Genomic DNA, 16,702 nt, shown 5'->3' on the forward strand with positions numbered 1-16,702 from the left:
TAACTTGTAGAAATTGTAGTCTGAATGAAACGCGGTGGCTCTGTGCCTCTCTAGAAAGCGGGTTCCCGCATTCGCGGGAACGACAGTTTTTTAGTGGGACCTGAATCTAGACTATACATCCTAGACTTTAAGGAACATCTCTAGTTTTTTCACCAGTATAAAGCTGACGAGGTCTACCAATTCTTGATTTGGTGGCAACCATCTCCATCCAATGGCTCATCCAGCCAACAGTTCGAGCTAAAGCAAAAATCACCGTAAACATATTGGTCGGAATTCCTATAGCACTTAAAGTCAGACCCGAATAGAAGTCAACATTGGGATAAAGTTTTTTCTCAATAAAATAATCATCTTCAAGGGCAATGCGTTCAAGTTCCATAGCAAGCTTGAATAATGGAGCATCTTTTGCTCCTACAGCTTCTAATACATCGTAGCAGGTTTGGCGCATTACTTTTGCTCTAGGATCATAGCTCTTATAAACACGATGGCCAAATCCCATTAATCGGAATGGATCATTTTTGTCTTTTGCGCGCTTGATATAAAGCTGAATGCGATCAACACTACCAATTTCTTTAAGCATATTGAGACATGCTTCATTTGCACCACCATGCGCAGGTCCCCACAATGCACCGATTCCTGCAGAGATGCATGCAAAAGGATTTGCACCAGTTGAGCCAGCAAGGCGAACAGTAGAAGTAGAAGCATTTTGCTCATGGTCTGCATGTAATATGAAGATCGTATCCATAGCACGTACTAGAACTGGATCAGGTGTGGATTCTTCTGTCGGAACGCTAAACATCATATGCAAGAAATTTTCGGCATATGACATTTTATTTTGTGGGTAGATATAAGGTAATCCGATGGAGTATTTATAACTCATTGCTGCAAGGGTGGGCATTTTAGCAACCATACGAATCGCAGAAATAAAGCGATCTTCTGCATTATTTAAATCCATGGTGTCATGATAAAACGCAGATAGAGCGCCAACCATACCGACCATAATCGCCATTGGATGCGCGTCACGACGGAAACCATTCAAAAACTGATACATTTGCTGATGTACCATCGTGTGATTGTTAATTAAATTAACAAATTTCTTCTTTTCTTCAGCATTAGGCAGTTCACCATTGAGTAAAAGATAACTTACATCAAGAAAATCTTTTTTCTCGGCCAATTGCTCAATAGGATAGCCTCGGTAAAGTAATATGCCTTTATCCCCATCAATATAGGTGATTTTAGATTCGCAGGAGGCAGTCGATAAAAAACCTTGGTCAAAGGTAAAAACGCCATGTGCACCCAGTTGTGTGATATCAATCACATCATTCCCTAGTGTGGGTTTATATACGGGTAATTCAAGCGGCTCCTGGCCTTCAAGGCTAAGTTTAGCTGTTTTTTTTGTCATTGCTTCTCCTGATAAAGGATTCATCTGAATTGTGCGTGGCACTATATACAAAATGAGCACTTACAGTCAATTTTATTATGGTTTAGAATTTCTAAGAATGACAGTAAAATGTAATAAATTTATCTCGTCAAGGTAGGAGCGCAGACCTCACTTGCATTATATTGTTTATCCTTACATTGGGCACTTTTCCTGGGTACATTTTAGTGTAGATGATTTAATTAAATCCGTCTGTGTGATATCCTTTATTATTAAAAAATTATCGTCAAGGATACGTCCAAACTATGGTTTATCTAGCTAAAGAAATCTTGCCAGTTAATATTGAAGATGAGTTAAAGCAATCTTACTTAGATTATGCGATGAGTGTCATTGTAGGCAGGGCTTTGCCTGATGTTCGTGATGGATTGAAACCGGTTCATCGACGCGTGCTCTATGCGATGAGTGAATTAGGCAACGATTGGAATAAACCCTATAAAAAATCAGCGCGTGTCGTAGGGGATGTAATCGGTAAATACCATCCGCATGGTGATACAGCAGTTTATGATACTATAGTTCGCATGGCTCAGCCTTTTTCGATGCGTTATCTTTTGGTGGATGGACAAGGTAACTTCGGCTCTGTAGATGGTGATGCCCCTGCAGCAATGCGATATACCGAAGTAAGAATGTCCAAGGCAGCCCATGCTTTATTGGCAGATCTTGATAAAGAGACTGTTGATTTTAGTCCTAATTATGATGAAACAGAATTCGCTCCCGTAGTTTTGCCTTCACGTATACCTAATTTGTTAGTTAATGGTTCTTCAGGTATCGCTGTAGGTATGGCGACTAATATTCCACCGCATAACCTTACTGAAGTCATCAATGCGTGTGTTGCTCTGGTTGATGATCCTGAATTAAGTCTAGATGACATTATGGAAATTATTCCTGGCCCAGATTTTCCAACAGCGGCTATTATTAATGGCCGAGCAGGGATTATTCAGGGCTATCGTACTGGAAAAGGACGTGCGATTATACGAGCACGTACAGAAATTGAAACAGATGAAGATTCAGGTCGGCAAGCCATTATTATTACAGAGCTTCCTTACCAGGTGAATAAAGCCCGTTTGGTTGAACGTATTGCTGAATTGGTGCGGGATAAAAAGATTGAAGGTATTTCTGGCCTTAGAGATGAGTCAGACAAACAGGGCATGCGTGTCGTTATCGAACTAAAACGTAATGAAGTAGCTGATGTCATTTTAAATAATTTGTACGCCCATACACAAATGCAAAATGTTTTTGGAATCAATATGGTTGCCTTAGTTGATGGCCAGCCACGCACATTGAATTTAAAACAAATTCTTGAATATTTTATTAAGCATAGACGTGAAGTTGTAACCAGAAGAACTTTATTTGATCTGAAAAAAGCTCGTGCTCGCGCTCATTTATTAGAAGGATTGGGAATTGCTTTAGCTAATATTGATGAAATGATTGCTTTAATTAAAAAATCACCAACACCTCAGGATGCTAAAGAAGCGTTACTTGCTAAACTGTGGCAGCCAGGAATGGTTAAAGCGATGCTGGAAAAAGCAGGTGCCAATGCATCTCGCCCTGATGATTTGGCCCCTGAATTTGGTTTAAGTGTTGATGGATATAAATTATCAGAAGCTCAGGCTCAGGCCATTCTTGAGTTAAGACTTCATCGCTTAACCGCCTTGGAGCAGGATAAAATTTTAGGTGAGTTTGAAGAATTATTAAAATTGATTCGTGAACTGTTGGAAATATTAGCTTCTCCAGAGCGGCTCATGCAAGTGATCCGTAATGAACTCATTGAGATAAAAACCCAATTTGGTGACGAGCGTCGAGCTGAAATCACCGCATCACAAGAAGATTTGACAATTGAAGACCTCATCACTGAAGAGAATGTGGTGGTAACTTTATCGCATCAAGGGTATGTAAAGTACCAGCCTCTTACTGCATATCAGGCTCAACGTCGAGGCGGTAAGGGTAAATCCGCAACAAATGTTAAAGATGAGGACTTTGTTTCTCGTTTGGTTATTGCAAGTACTCACGACACGTTACTTTGCTTCTCTAACCACGGGAAACTCTATTGGTTAAAAGCTTATCAGCTTCCCTTAGCCAGTCGTATTTCTCGTGGTCGTCCGATTATTAACATATTACCACTTGCTGAAGGCGAGGAAATTAATGCCATGTTACCAGTCAGGGAATATCAAGATGGTTATTATGTGTTTATGGCTACTAAAAAGGGAACAGTTAAGAAAGTACCCTTAAATGCATTTAGCAGGCCTAGATCCAATGGAATTATTGCTGTTGATTTGGATGAAGATGACAGTCTAGTTGGAGTTGATATCACTGATGGCACTAAAGATATCATGTTATTCACTGATGCAGGCAAAGTAGTTCGCTTTGATGAAAACAAAGTACGGCCTATGGGACGCACTGCTCGTGGGGTACGAGGCATTCGCATCGAAGAGGCCCAGGCAGTGATCTCCCTAATAGTGGCTCATCCAGATGGAACCATATTGACTGCGACAGAAAATGGATATGGTAAACGTACTTCAATCGAAGAGTATCGGGTTTCTGGACGTGGTGGACAAGGTGTGATTTCCATTCAAGTAAGTGAGCGTAATGGTAAGGTTGTACGCTCGGTACAGGTTACTGATGGGGATGAGGCCATGTTAATAACGGATAAAGGCACGTTGGTACGCTTTAAGATTAATGAATTATCTGTAATTGGTCGAAATACACAGGGTGTTCGTTTGATAAATGTCAGTCCAGGTGAAAAAGTAGTTGGTATGCAAAAAATTGAAGATTTGGGTGAGGACTCCAATGAGTCCAATAATGAAACTGGAATTGAAGAAAGCAGCGATGACAACTCGAGTTTATAATTTTAGTGCAGGTCCTTCCATGCTTCCTGAGGTTGTTCTTAAGGAAGCTCAGAATGAATTTCTTGATTGGCAAAATCTCGGCGTTTCTATTCTTGAGGTGGGGCATCGTAGCCCAGAATTTTCGGCTCTATTAAGTCACGCAGAACAGTCTTTAAGAGAATTACTTTTTATACCTCAAAATTACCATGTTTTATTTTTGGGAGGACCAGCCCGTACTCAATTTGCCATGATTCCAATGAATCTCTTAAATCCAGAAGAACAGGCAGGATATCTGGTTACAGGGATATGGTCGCATATGGCTTTTTCTGAAGCACTGCACTTGAAAAAAGCATATTGTATTGCTAATGATGAAGAAAATGGCTATAAATCGATTCCTGAACCGAAAAATTGGAAAATAAAAGAAAATACATCTTACGTTTATTATACCCCAAATGAAACCGTAAATGGCGTTCGCTTTCCTTATGTTCCTAATTCCAAGGGAATTACATTAATAGCTGACATGACATCAGCATTGCTTACCGAGCCTATAGATGTCAAAAATTTTGGCTTAATTTTTGCTGGAGCGCAGAAAAACATAGCTAATGCTGGATTAACCATAGTCATTATAAGAGATGATTTACTAGAAAGAATGCCTATTCCTCCGGTGCCAACAATGCTAAGTTATAAAACTCAAACAGAACATCGTTCGCTATATGCTACATCGCCAGTTTTTAATTGCTATTTGGCGGATAAAATATTTGATTGGATGAAAGCCCAGGGTGGAGTGGAAGAAATATATCGCTTAAACTGCCAAAAAGCTGCCAAATTATATCAATATTTGGACGATACAGATTTTTATACTACTCATGTAAATCCTGAAGTACGCTCCATAGTTAATGTTTGCTTTTCACTCAAAAATGATAAATTAGAGAATGAATTCCTACGCTTAGCCCAACTCAGAGGTTTATATGCTTTAAAGGGACATCGTTTAGTAGGTGGAATTCGTGCCAGCCTTTATAATGCAATGCCGATGGCTGGAGTCGATGCACTAATTGAATTCATGTCTGAATTTGCAAAGGAATATAGTCGGTGAGAATACATAATTTTATAAGTAAACCTGTCCATTCAATAAAAGGTGAAATCACTGTGCCTGGTGATAAATCAATTTCTCATCGTTCCATTATTTTTGGTTCTATAGCTAAAGGAACAACAATTATCAATGGATTTCTCGATGGCGATGATTGCATGGCGACTCTAAAAGCGTTTCAAGCAATGGGGGTCACAATAGAAGGCCCTGATGAACAACAAGTGGTAATTTACGGTGTTGGTAAGCATGGACTGCAAAAGCCAGAAAAGATTGTTGATTGTGGAAACTCTGGGACCAGCATGCGTTTATTAGCAGGATTATTGACTGCACAATCTTTTGATAGTCAATTAACTGGAGATGAGAGCTTATTGAAGAGACCCATGCTTCGGGTTAGCAAACCACTAACACAAATGGGCGCTGATATCACTACTGTCGATGGTAAGCCTCCTATTACAATTAAAGGAGGAAAAAATCTTAAAGGGATCCATTATGTAATGCCTGAAGCGAGTGCTCAGGTAAAATCATGTATTCTATTAGCAGGGCTTTATGCTGAGGGTGAAACACGAATTATAGAAATAGGTGTAAGCCGTGATCATACGGAGTTAATGCTCAAAAACTTTTCTTATCCGGTACATCGCTCAGATAATACTCTAATCATTAACTCGGCAAATGAATGTATAGGTACTGAGATATACGTTCCCGGAGATATTTCATCTGCGGCATTTTTCATTGTTGCGGCTACAATTATCCCTGGTTCCGATATTCTTATTCGTAATGTAGGTATTAACCCAACACGTTCAGGGATAATTCATATTTTGCTGGAAATGGGAGCAAATATTACTCTTTTAGATCAGCGTCAGTTGGGCGAGGAGTGGGTCGCTGATTTACGAATTAAATATACACCATTAAAAGGAATTAAGATTGAAGCAAATATGGTTCCACTTGCAATTGATGAGTTTCCTGTTATTTTTATAGCCGCAGCGTGTGCCCAAGGACAAACTACACTGCATGGTGCAAGTGAGTTGCGTTTTAAAGAAAGTGATCGTATTGCTGCCATGGTTGATGGTCTAAAAAAATTAGGTATTCATGCGCAAGCATTAGATGATGGAATAATAATTGAAGGAGGAACTTTACATGGAGGTACTGTTGAAAGCAGAGGTGATCATCGTATTGCCATGTCTTTTGCAATCGCCGGTGCTGTAGCTAGTGATCCTGTTACAATAAAAAATTGTGTCAATGTAGCTACCTCGTTCCCTTTGTTTGTAGAAACTGCAAAGGAACTTCAATTACAAATAGAGGAAACTGTTGATAATGTACAATGACACTGTACCTGTGATAACCCTAGACGGGCCAAGCGGAACTGGTAAAGGAACTTTATGTCAATTACTAGCAAAGCATCTTAAGTGGAATATGCTTGATAGCGGCTCAATTTACCGTGTTCTTGCTTATGCAGCTAGGAAAAACAAAATCGATTTTAATGAAGTGCATGAGCTAATTGCACTCGCGCACGCTCTAAATTTACGTTTTGCATCTTCTGATGATTATGAAACAAAAGTAATCTTGGATGATGTAGACATTAGCGCAGAAATTCGCAGTGAACAATGCGGCCAGGATGCGTCTCAGATCGCTGCTATTCAGGAAGTAAGGCAAGCTTTGCTTGATCGCCAACGCAAGTTTGCCCAACGTCCTGGTTTAGTTACAGATGGTCGAGATATGGGAACCGTGGTCTTTCCTAAGGCAATTTTAAAGATTTTTTTATATGCAAGTGAAGAGGAAAGAGCAAATAGACGTTATTTACAGTTGAAAGAAAAAGGAATTAATGTTAGCCTCGCGCAGGTTGTAGAAGAATTGGCTAAACGTGATGTCAGGGATACTGCTCGTACGCATGCGCCATTAAAGCCTGCAGATGATGCAGTGAAAATTGATACAACCAGATTGTCCATTGTACAAGTGTTTAATATTGTATTAAAATTAATTAATGAACGTTTGTTATATGTTTAATTGTTTGTTGGGGGAAAGATGAGTGGAACTCATTCTTTCATTTTTTTACTAAAGAGTTTATTAACATGTCTGAAAGTTTCAAAGAATTGTTTGAGCAAAGTATTGCCGGCGCTCAATTTTATCCAGGTGCCATTATTAATGCCAAAGTTATCGGTATCGATAGTGATTATGTCATTTTAAATGCCGGTCTAAAATCCGAAGGTATTGTACCTAAAGAAGAATTTTATGATAAAGATGGTGCGTTGGAAGTTAGTCTAGGCGATACAGTCGAAGTAGCTTTAGATTCTGTTGAGGATGGCTACGGTGAAACGCTTCTTTCAAGAGAAAAAGCGAAACGTCAGGAAGCTTGGCGTAAATTATCTAAATCACATGAAAACAATGAAACAGTTACCGGTCTTATTTCTGGGAAAGTCAAAGGTGGATTTACTGTTGAAATTGGTACTATACGCGCCTTCTTACCTGGTTCATTGGTAGACGTCAGACCTGTAAGAGATCCTTCTTATCTGGAAGGCAAAGAGCTTGAATTCAAAGTAATTAAAATGGATTTAAAGCGCAATAACATTGTTGTATCACGTCGAGCAGTCGTTGAAGAAGAAAGCAGCGCTGACAGACAAGCATTGCTCGAGTCTCTGCATGAAGGCCAAGAACTCCATGGTATTGTCAAAAATCTTACCGATTATGGCGCGTTTATTGACTTGGGTGGCATAGATGGCTTGTTGCATATCACTGATATTTCATGGAAACGTGTAAAACATCCAAGTGAAGTATTATCCGTTGGCCAAGATGTAAAAGTAAAAGTATTAAGCTTTGATAGCGAAAGAAATCGTGTTTCTTTAGGTATGAAACAATTAGGTAACGATCCTTGGGTTGATCTCGTAGAGCGTTATCCTATAGGCAAAAAATTACAAGGCAAAGTAACGAACATTACAGATTATGGCTGCTTTGTTGAAATAGAAGAAGGAGTGGAAGGATTAGTCCACATGTCAGAAATGGATTGGACCAATAAAAACGTACATCCAAGTAAAGTAGTATCTCTAGGTGACGTGGTTGATGTTATGGTTCTTGAAATTGATGAAGAAAGACGCCGTATTTCTTTGGGTATGAAGCAATGTGTTGGTAACCCATGGCAACAATTTGCTGCAACCCACACTAAAGGTCAAAAAGTAAGCGGTAAGATTCGTTCAATTACCGATTTTGGAATATTTATTGGCTTGGATGGAGATATTGATGGCTTAGTTCATTTATCTGATATTTCCTGGACTGTTCCTGGTGAAGAGGCTGTAAAACAGTTCAAGAAAGGTCAAGAGATGGAAGCAGTTATTCTTGCTATAGATCCTGAGCGTGAGCGTATTTCTTTAGGTATTAAACAACTTGAAGGAGATAACTTCGCAAGTTTTGTTGATGAGTACACTAAAGGCGCCATCGTAAAAGGCACTGTTGTGGCCGTAGATCCTAAGACAGTTACTGTAACATTGGCAGATGACATTACCGGTACTATCCGTGCGAGTGAGCTGTCTGATGAGCGTGTTGATGATGCTACTACTCTTGTCAAAGAAGGTGACGAGATTGAAGCAAAAATTATAAACGTTGATCGCAAGAATCGTTCAATTACTCTTTCAGTAAAAGCAAAAGATGCTCAAGATGAAGCAGATGCGATTAAGAAATATTCTAGAACCGAGGGTGCTTCGACAACCTTGGGTGATTTGCTGAAAGAAAAAATGGCAAGTAAAGAGAGTGATTAATTTCTTTATTGTCAATTAGTTAAGAAAGCGTAGATTCTTCTACGCTTTTTTTTGTTTGTATATTTTAATATCCTGAGTGACGCGAAGTATAACTTAGGTTATTGTTATGTGTTCTGGAAAAACCTGGGGCTTCTTCGCGCTACAGGTAACAAAAAAGGAAGAATTTATGCGCATATTAATGCTGGTTATTTATATACTTTTGATCATTATTGGCGTTAGTTTTGCTGCTTTAAATGCTACTTCGGTGGACGTTAATTTTTATTTTAAAGTAATATCAATGCCTATCTCTGTTCTTATGACAATTATGTTGGGCATCGGTGTTTTAATAGGTTTTATACTTTTTATTTGGCGATACTGGCGTTTAAAAGCGGAACTCCACAAAATTAAAAGCCAATTAAAATTAACTGAAAAAGAAATTAAAAACTTACGATCAATTCCATTGCAAGATCAACATTAGTTTTTTTATTATTATAACTTGACGTGCACAGAGGAGGGTAATAATGATTGATTTATGGCCATTACTATTGCCTGCCGCTGCTTGGTCTGGTTGGTGGATGGCAAATCGTAGTAAACCCAAGGAAGATCCAACTTTTTACAATCGTTTATCCAGAGAGTATGTTGTTGGACTAAATTATCTTCTAAATGAACAACCCGATAAGGCTGTTGATATTTTTATTAAGTTGTTAGAAGTTGACAGCGATACTGTAGAAACTCATCTTGCATTGGGAAGTTTATTCAGACGTCGTGGCGAGGTAGATAGAGCCATACGTATACATCAAAATTTAATCGCAAGACCCCAGCTAAGCATTTTGCAAAGAAAAGAATCTTTAATGGCACTAGGCCAGGATTATATGAGCGCTGGTTTATTTGATCGTGCAGAACGAATTTTTTTAGAGGTTGTAGAACTAGGTGGCTCTAAAGAAACAAGTAGTTTGCATGGTTTATTAGCAATTTATCAACAAGAAAAAGCATGGGAAAAAGCTTTAGATGTAGTTAAAAAGCTGGAGATTTCGACAGGGACAAGTTTCCATAATCAAGCAGCGCATTATTATTGTGAAATGGCCAATCAGGCATTAAAAACAAATGCAATTGATAAGGCGGCTTATTGTATTAAACAGGCAATATCCGTCGACAATCAATCAGTTCGAGCAAGTTTAATGAATGCCAGCCTTGAAATGAAAGAAGGCCGTTTCAAGCAAGCAATTCGTTCACTAAAACGTATACCTCAACAAGATGCTGATTTTTTGACAGAAATTATTGAACCTTTAGTCATATGTCATAAAGAATTAAATACAATGGATGAGTGTGTCAAGTATCTTGAAGAGACCTTAGAAGATAATCCCAGAGCTTCAGTAATTTTTGTAATAGCGGAGTATTTGAGACAACAAAAAAATATGGATGCAGCTATAGATTTTGTAGCAGATAATTTGAGCAAACATCCATCAATTCGGGGTTTAAATCAGTTAATCTATTGGCATCTTGAGTCTGCTCACGGAAAAGTACGTGACAAGTTACAAATGCTTTATGATATAACAAGTAAATTTTTAGACAATAAGCCAGTCTATCGATGTGTTCATTGTGGTTTTGGCGGAAAACATCTTCATTGGCATTGCCCCAGCTGTAAAAACTGGGGAAGAATGAAGCCTGTCCATGGTTTGGAAGGATATTAACTAATTTTTAAGAGATTATGATGCAATTTATCGATTTAAAAAAACAATATTCAATAATAGAAAATGAAATTTTAACTAGTATTAAAAACGTTTTGAATCATGGTCAATACATTATGGGGCCTGAAATTGCACAGTTTGAAAAGCAATTGGCTGATTTTATAGGGGTGAAACATGCCATTGTTAATTCAAGTGGAACTGATGCCTTATTAATGGCATTAATGGCTTTGGAAATTCAGCCAGGAGATGAGGTAATTACCACTCCTTTTAGTTTTTTTGCTACCACAGAGGTGATTAGTCTTTGTCAAGCCAAACCTGTTTTTGTAGATATTGATCCCCTTACTTATAATATGGATCCTAATAAGTTGGAAGCTGCAATTACCAGTAAAACCAAGGCAATAATGCCAGTTGGATTATATGGTCAATGTGCTGAACATGATGAAATTAATTCCATTGCAGCTCGCTACGATATCCCGGTAATTGAAGATGCAGCACAAAGCTTCGGAGCAACTTATAAAGGTAAATATTCTTGTGCTTTATCAACGATTGGATGCACCAGCTTCTTTCCATCCAAACCTTTAGGTGGTTATGGAGATTCAGGAGCCTGTTTTACCAATGATGATGCGTTAGCCCAAAAACTTATTGAAATAAGAATCCATGGTCAAAATGCACGTTATTGCCATAATCGTATAGGTATAAATGGACGAATGGATACAATTCAAGCCGCTGTTTTAATTGAAAAGTTGAAGCTTTTTCCAGATGAAATCATCATGCGTCAACGAGTTGCTAAATCTTATGACCAAATGCTTTCACCTTTAGTTAAAACACCGTTTGTTCATAGTTATAACACTAGTGTTTATGCGCAATATACTATTGAAGTAAATAATCGCGATGTGTTTCAAAAAGCGATGCAAGAATCAGGAATTCCAACAGCTGTTCATTATCCAGTACCATTACATCAGCAAAAAGCCATGGCCTATTTAGGGTATGAGGTGGGTGATTTTCCACATGCAGAGTATGCAAGCAGCCGAGTGATTAGCTTACCCATGCATCCTTATTTGCAAGAAACAGAACAAATGAAAATTGTTACTGCAGTAATAAGTGCTCTAAAAGTACATAAAGAAGAGGCAATAGCATAAATGACGTCTAAATTAATTGTTGCATTGGATTTCGATAATGAGCTCGATGCTTTAAATTTGGTTGAAAAACTGGATCCGAAAAGTTGTGGACTAAAAGTAGGCAGTGAGCTTTTTACGCTGCTTGGAACCAGTTTTGTGAAGCAATTGATCAAAAGACAATTTAATGTATTTTTAGATTTAAAATTTCATGATATTCCTAATACAGTTGCAAAAGCGTGTAAAGCAGGAGCTGATCTAGGCGTTTGGATGATGAATGTTCACGCCTCAGGTGGAATGAGTATGATGCAGGCTGCAAGGAAGGCAATTGATTCTTATGGTGTTAATAGACCGATATTAATTGCAGTAACTGTTTTAACCAGTTTTAAACAAAATGAACTAACTGCTATAGGAGTGACGGCACCGGTAATTGATCAGGTGAAAAATTTGGCGATTTTGACTAAAGAATCAGGTTTGGACGGTGTAGTCAGTTCCGCTCAAGAAGTGAAAATAATAAAAAGCTCTTGTAATGACCAATTTATCACGGTAACTCCGGGTATTAGACTTGCGAGTAATTCAAATGATGATCAGTCAAGAGTAATGAGTCCCAAACAAGCTATTGAAGAAGGCAGTGATTTTCTGGTAGTAGGGCGCCCAATCACTCAAGCGGCTAACCCGGAAATCGTTGTAGATGAAATTTTAAGTAGTATACAGAATATTTAATTTAGAGCGAGTGTATGAAAAAATGCCAACGGCGCTATCGGCTCAATTACTTGCTAGCTAAAACGGCTTGCCTTCGATATGCTCAATAAAATCTTTTTGTGCAAGCTCATCCTCAATAACAGGCTCATCCGTTTTATTTAAAAGATTAAGATTTTCCTGAGATACTAGTTTGTCATAAAGATTGATTAGTTTAGCTATTAATTTAGGAAGATTTTCATCGAGATTCATCCTCTTTTCCACATTTTTATCATGTTGCCATCGTGTGATTATATCGGGTTCATCGAGAGTGAAATGTGCTTTTTTATGCGATTTCTCGAAGGCAATTTCTGCTTTTTCCAAATCAATTATATTTTTATTGAAATCTTTAATTAGTTTATTCAGCTGGGATAAAAACTTAGCATTTTTATCCTCATGCAATTTGATCTTAAGGCTGATTAATTCAACGAAGATATTAAACAGCCATTGATAATGTAATACATCGAACTGAGCCATTTTATAGCAAAGGCAAGGGTTTAAATCATGTTGCAAAAGTTTAATTGCTTGTTCTGAAGAACAAGGGGGCTGAAATAAAGGCAGTCTTTTACGATTAGTGTTTTTAAAAAAGGGAATAAATGAATATTCAGTAGTTTCTATTACTGGTGGTTTAGCACTTAATTCATTACTTGTCCAAGGTATTGATTTCTTATAAAGAAAAAGATTGAGTTTGTATTGTCCCTCTGCATGCTTTAGATAATAATCTAGTTTTTCTTGCTCTGTAGTAGCTGTCCCAGTATTTATAACCTCGATTTTTAACCGGTCGCTTTGAGACTGATAATGCTCTATAACCGTTTGGGGCTCCGTATCATCAAATACCACAAACTTGGTTGCTTGTGTCTTCTTAAGCTCATCTTCATTAAGCAAAATGATGATATTTGAAATGCCAACTTGATCAAGCTGATGTAAGTGGCCAAAGGGAATGTTCGTAAGCTCCACATTCGGTAAGATTACTGCAATTTTCATCTCGGATTCTCAACAAAGCAATAATTGATTTATTTAAGTATAGATTAGCAGTATATAGTTCATACTGGGTATAAAATTATCTTTGTTTGTAAATAGCAATATTCATTGGGATATAGACAGGTCAAGTCAATGCAGCGATTCGGAGCTGATTTTCCCTATTTAATTTCTGATAAATTTGTGTTAATTATATTTGTGATGGTTAAAAATAATAAAATAAAGAGCATCGTTATAGTATAATTGGAACAAGTGGCAATGGAGGGAAGTAAGCGAGTTAAGTAAAGCAAGATCAATTGAGCAATACATCAACTGGGAGTGATTAAATTATTGCTGAATGTTAATGGATTATCATAACTTAAGGATAAGTCATGACACCACAACACGTAATAAGTCAGTTGCTTGCATCTGACGCACACCAATATCCTCAAAATCTGGAATTATTAAAAAAGATCATTATTACGGCCTATTTAGGACGCTTGCAAATTAATGGTTTACCACCTGATAATAAAATTGCTTTTGGCAACTATCTATTTGATAACGAACAAATAATGTTTGATTTTACCCGTGTAAGTGATGAAAAAAGAGAGTTGTTTAAGCAATGGTTTTTGGATCCACATCAAAAGGATAAAACCAAGGTATTTTTAAGTGGCGTTACGGTAAATGAATATCGGGGTTTTACTTCCGAGGTCGCCTTAACCTGGTGGGGGAGAATAGTTAGCTGGTTTCAGGGACTATATCAAGAACATTGGAGAATAACTGATTTAGATTTATCACTTAAAAATATATCCCATTATCAATTGACTGGTATTCAAATGTGTCATGGAAATCATGGTACATTAATTGGTTTTAATCAATTTCTAGTTCCAGGAATAGGGACAAAATATAATGATCCTAATGATTCACAGCAAGAGCCTTTAGGGAATACCAAACGAGTTTTTATTACTGATAAATTAGTCGATAGGCTCATTGCGCTTAACATAAAAAATATCAAATTTGAATCGGTATGCAAAAGTCCTCATCCACAATCTATAGAAGTATCTGATCCTCAAGAACGACTGGATAAAATGCATGATTATCGAAAAATGCAGCGTTTTATGTCACTGAAACCATGGTATGTTCGAATTTGGAGTTGGTTTTTCCCCTGGATAAATGACGAAAAAGTCAAAAGTAAATCAATTAAAGAGAAACAAGTAGTATCGCTATATGAAACAAAGAAAATTGAGATTTTCCGATTTTTAAAATCACATGAGATTCTGGTTAGAGAAAGAAAACCCAATATTGAAAATATAGTGCTTTGTGGCGGTGGTGCAAAAATTTTTGCGCATATTGGGGTCTGGAAAGCGTTAAATGAAGCCAAAATATACCCTGATAAATTTGCAGGAAGCTCAGCAGGCGCCATTATGGCTTTATTGTGTTACTTGGGTTATTCTGCGTCTGAAATTGAAGAATTATTCAAATATTTCAAGCATGAACATTTAGTTCATTTTGATATCAATATTAACGGATTTTCTGAAGCACACTCACTAAAGACAGCGCTTGATTACGCAATTACCCATAAATTGAATCAAATTGTTACCGAATATCAAATCCCATATCCAGAAGGGAAAATTACTTTTGCTACTTTAGAAGCAATCCGTCAAAAATGCCCTGGTTGTGGGATTGGAAAAGAGTTAGTGGTTACCGCGACAAATAAACGTCAAGGTACAACTCGATATTTTTCCTTTTTACACTCACCAAATTTTGAAGTAAGCGAGGCAGTTAAAACATCTGCAAGCTTCCCTATAGTCTATAGATCAACGCTTATTGATGGGGAGGAACATAATGATGGTGGTATATTAAATAATTTTCCTACTGAGCCTTTTTCTGATGATCATTCAACCCTACTCGAGTCAGAATATGGTAATAACTTAAAAGTATTAGCAGTCAAGTTTGATGATGGGCCTGAACGAAAGGCCATAGATCGGGTCATGGATAGGGTTTATAGAGAAAATGTTGTATTAAATTGGATTTATAGATTGCTGACTGGGGTTAGTGATCCGGCGAGTGGCTGGGAGAAAGATCGCTTGAAATTGAGAAAATATGCATGTCAATCTATAGTGATCAATGTCGATAATGTATCAAGCTCATCATTCACAGTAGGAGAAGAAACAAGAAAACAAATGATCGATGCAGGTTATGAGGAGACAAACAATTATTTGAACATGCGTTATCGAAAAAATGATTCTGAAGAATATGAAAATGAAGAATTTATGTATACGACTTTTAGTTCTTTGGGTGAATTGCTCTCTTACTGTTGTTATCGAGGTGATAAGCACTGGTTTGAAATAGTATATCGACTTATTGCGGAATCTACTGCACCTAATCGAACTGAGCTAATGCAACAAGCTGAAGACCTGCGGAGCCTTTATTTCAGTACAAATGCTGCCTCACAAAAAAGTCCTAAACAAGATGAGAGTCCTTTAACTTTTTTTGGCAATGAAATAATGCCAAATACTTCATCTACATCCATTGGAAATGATAATCATAAGATTCTACTTGCTGTATACCCTGTGCTTTTAAAATTATCACAAGATTTACTCAACGACAGTACAGATAAAAAAATCTTTGATTTTGCTCGTCATTCCTTTTCATTGAAAGCACCTTTTACGTGTTTGAATCATTTTGCAAAAATTCGCAATGAAACACATGTAATTTTTCATATCGCAATTAGTTTATTAAAAGAATTGAAAGAAAATCCCAGTGAGAAGGTATATGAGGCATTTGCTCAATTACTGGATTTGCTTAATAGCAGCAATAAAAACATATACAAAGAAGAGTATTTTGCTCGTTGGGATTTATCTTTTAGTCAAAGCTTACGCATATTAGGTTTATTGCGTAAGGATTCTAAAATTCATCCTCGATTGCTTCGTTCATTGAGCCGAGGAAGTGAACCTATGCAAAGAGTTATTAATGGAGTTTTTTGCGAGGATAACTACGATGATATAGAGTCTGAGGAATCATTTTCTTTTAGTATGTAATAGAGCTTATTTACAAATACTATCTTATCCACGAGATGATTTACCAGCGCAGGGCGTAGCATGTATAAAGGCATATTATAAAGAGCCTCTAGTAATT

The 16,702-nt window shown here is 37.4% G+C and carries 12 protein-coding genes; 10 read left to right on the top strand and 2 right to left on the bottom strand.

Annotated features, from left to right (window positions below):
- Positions 1-127: 127 nt before the first annotated feature.
- Positions 128-1,399 (bottom strand): citrate synthase, encoded by a 1,272-nt coding sequence (gltA, locus tag Ltuc_RS05045; protein ID WP_058520217.1) that lies wholly within the window; start codon positions 1,397-1,399, stop codon positions 128-130.
- Positions 1,400-1,680: 281 nt separating this feature from the next.
- Here gltA and gyrA point away from each other — a divergent pair, with 281 nt between their 5' ends.
- From gyrA to pyrF, 9 genes are all read left to right on the top strand, one after another.
- A complete protein-coding gene (gene gyrA / locus Ltuc_RS05050) occupies positions 1,681-4,278 on the top strand; it encodes a DNA gyrase subunit A (RefSeq protein WP_058520218.1) in 2,598 nt (865 codons plus the stop codon).
- The gene (gene serC, locus Ltuc_RS05055) at positions 4,259-5,350 is read left to right on the top strand and encodes a 3-phosphoserine/phosphohydroxythreonine transaminase (protein ID WP_058521612.1); all 1,092 of its coding nucleotides are present in this window, start codon (positions 4,259-4,261) and stop codon (positions 5,348-5,350) included. Before gyrA ends, serC begins: the two co-directional genes overlap by 20 nt.
- Complete coding sequence (aroA, locus tag Ltuc_RS05060; RefSeq protein ID WP_058520219.1) at positions 5,347-6,666, top strand: 3-phosphoshikimate 1-carboxyvinyltransferase; 1,320 nt, start codon at positions 5,347-5,349, stop codon at positions 6,664-6,666. Before serC ends, aroA begins: the two co-directional genes overlap by 4 nt.
- Positions 6,656-7,345 carry a (d)CMP kinase gene (cmk, locus tag Ltuc_RS05065; RefSeq protein WP_058520220.1) on the top strand — a complete coding sequence of 230 codons (690 nt, stop codon included), beginning with the start codon at positions 6,656-6,658 and terminating at the stop codon, positions 7,343-7,345. The genes aroA and cmk overlap by 11 nt, the downstream gene beginning before the upstream one ends.
- A gap of 65 nt (positions 7,346-7,410) precedes the next feature.
- Entirely contained in the window at positions 7,411-9,087 is a 1,677-nt protein-coding gene (gene rpsA, locus Ltuc_RS05070; protein ID WP_058520221.1) for a 30S ribosomal protein S1, read from the top strand.
- 166 nt (positions 9,088-9,253) lie between these two features.
- Complete coding sequence (locus tag Ltuc_RS05075) at positions 9,254-9,544, top strand: lipopolysaccharide assembly protein LapA domain-containing protein (protein WP_058520222.1); 291 nt, start codon at positions 9,254-9,256, stop codon at positions 9,542-9,544.
- A gap of 43 nt (positions 9,545-9,587) precedes the next feature.
- Positions 9,588-10,757, top strand: coding sequence for a lipopolysaccharide assembly protein LapB (lapB, locus tag Ltuc_RS05080; protein WP_058520223.1), 1,170 nt, complete (start codon positions 9,588-9,590; stop codon positions 10,755-10,757).
- Positions 10,758-10,777: 20 nt separating this feature from the next.
- Positions 10,778-11,893 carry a DegT/DnrJ/EryC1/StrS family aminotransferase gene (locus Ltuc_RS05085; RefSeq protein ID WP_058520224.1) on the top strand — a complete coding sequence of 372 codons (1,116 nt, stop codon included), beginning with the start codon at positions 10,778-10,780 and terminating at the stop codon, positions 11,891-11,893.
- Positions 11,894-12,592, top strand: coding sequence for an orotidine-5'-phosphate decarboxylase (gene pyrF / locus Ltuc_RS05090; RefSeq protein WP_058520225.1), 699 nt, complete (start codon positions 11,894-11,896; stop codon positions 12,590-12,592).
- Between the two features lie 57 nt (positions 12,593-12,649).
- Here pyrF and Ltuc_RS05095 read toward each other — a convergent pair whose 3' ends face one another.
- Entirely contained in the window at positions 12,650-13,591 is a 942-nt protein-coding gene (locus tag Ltuc_RS05095; RefSeq protein WP_058520226.1) for a hypothetical protein, read from the bottom strand.
- 365 nt (positions 13,592-13,956) lie between these two features.
- Here Ltuc_RS05095 and vpdC point away from each other — a divergent pair, with 365 nt between their 5' ends.
- Positions 13,957-16,605: a Dot/Icm T4SS effector VpdC gene (gene vpdC / locus Ltuc_RS05100; RefSeq protein ID WP_058520227.1), complete on the top strand. Its 2,649-nt coding sequence runs from the start codon at positions 13,957-13,959 to the stop codon at positions 16,603-16,605.
- Positions 16,606-16,702: the final 97 nt, after the last annotated feature.

The sequence above is a fragment of the Legionella tucsonensis genome, from assembly GCF_001468035.1.
Taxonomy (GTDB): Bacteria; Pseudomonadota; Gammaproteobacteria; order Legionellales; family Legionellaceae; genus Legionella; species Legionella tucsonensis.

Bases quoted from the DNA above. Each gene is read 5' to 3' on its own strand.
- gltA (WP_058520217.1), bottom strand. From the start codon at position 1,399: ATGACAAAAAAAACAGCTAAACTTAGCCTTGAAGGCCAGGAGCCGCTT.
- gyrA (WP_058520218.1), top strand. From the start codon at position 1,681: ATGGTTTATCTAGCTAAAGAAATCTTGCCAGTTAATATTGAAGATGAG.
- vpdC (WP_058520227.1), top strand. From the start codon at position 13,957: ATGACACCACAACACGTAATAAGTCAGTTGCTTGCATCTGACGCACAC.
- Ltuc_RS05085 (WP_058520224.1), top strand. From the start codon at position 10,778: ATGCAATTTATCGATTTAAAAAAACAATATTCAATAATAGAAAATGAA.
- Ltuc_RS05095 (WP_058520226.1), bottom strand. From the start codon at position 13,591: ATGAAAATTGCAGTAATCTTACCGAATGTGGAGCTTACGAACATTCCC.
- Ltuc_RS05075 (WP_058520222.1), top strand. From the start codon at position 9,254: ATGCGCATATTAATGCTGGTTATTTATATACTTTTGATCATTATTGGC.
- serC (WP_058521612.1), top strand. From the start codon at position 4,259: ATGACAACTCGAGTTTATAATTTTAGTGCAGGTCCTTCCATGCTTCCT.
- cmk (WP_058520220.1), top strand. From the start codon at position 6,656: ATGTACAATGACACTGTACCTGTGATAACCCTAGACGGGCCAAGCGGA.
- lapB (WP_058520223.1), top strand. From the start codon at position 9,588: ATGATTGATTTATGGCCATTACTATTGCCTGCCGCTGCTTGGTCTGGT.
- rpsA (WP_058520221.1), top strand. From the start codon at position 7,411: ATGTCTGAAAGTTTCAAAGAATTGTTTGAGCAAAGTATTGCCGGCGCT.
- pyrF (WP_058520225.1), top strand. From the start codon at position 11,894: ATGACGTCTAAATTAATTGTTGCATTGGATTTCGATAATGAGCTCGAT.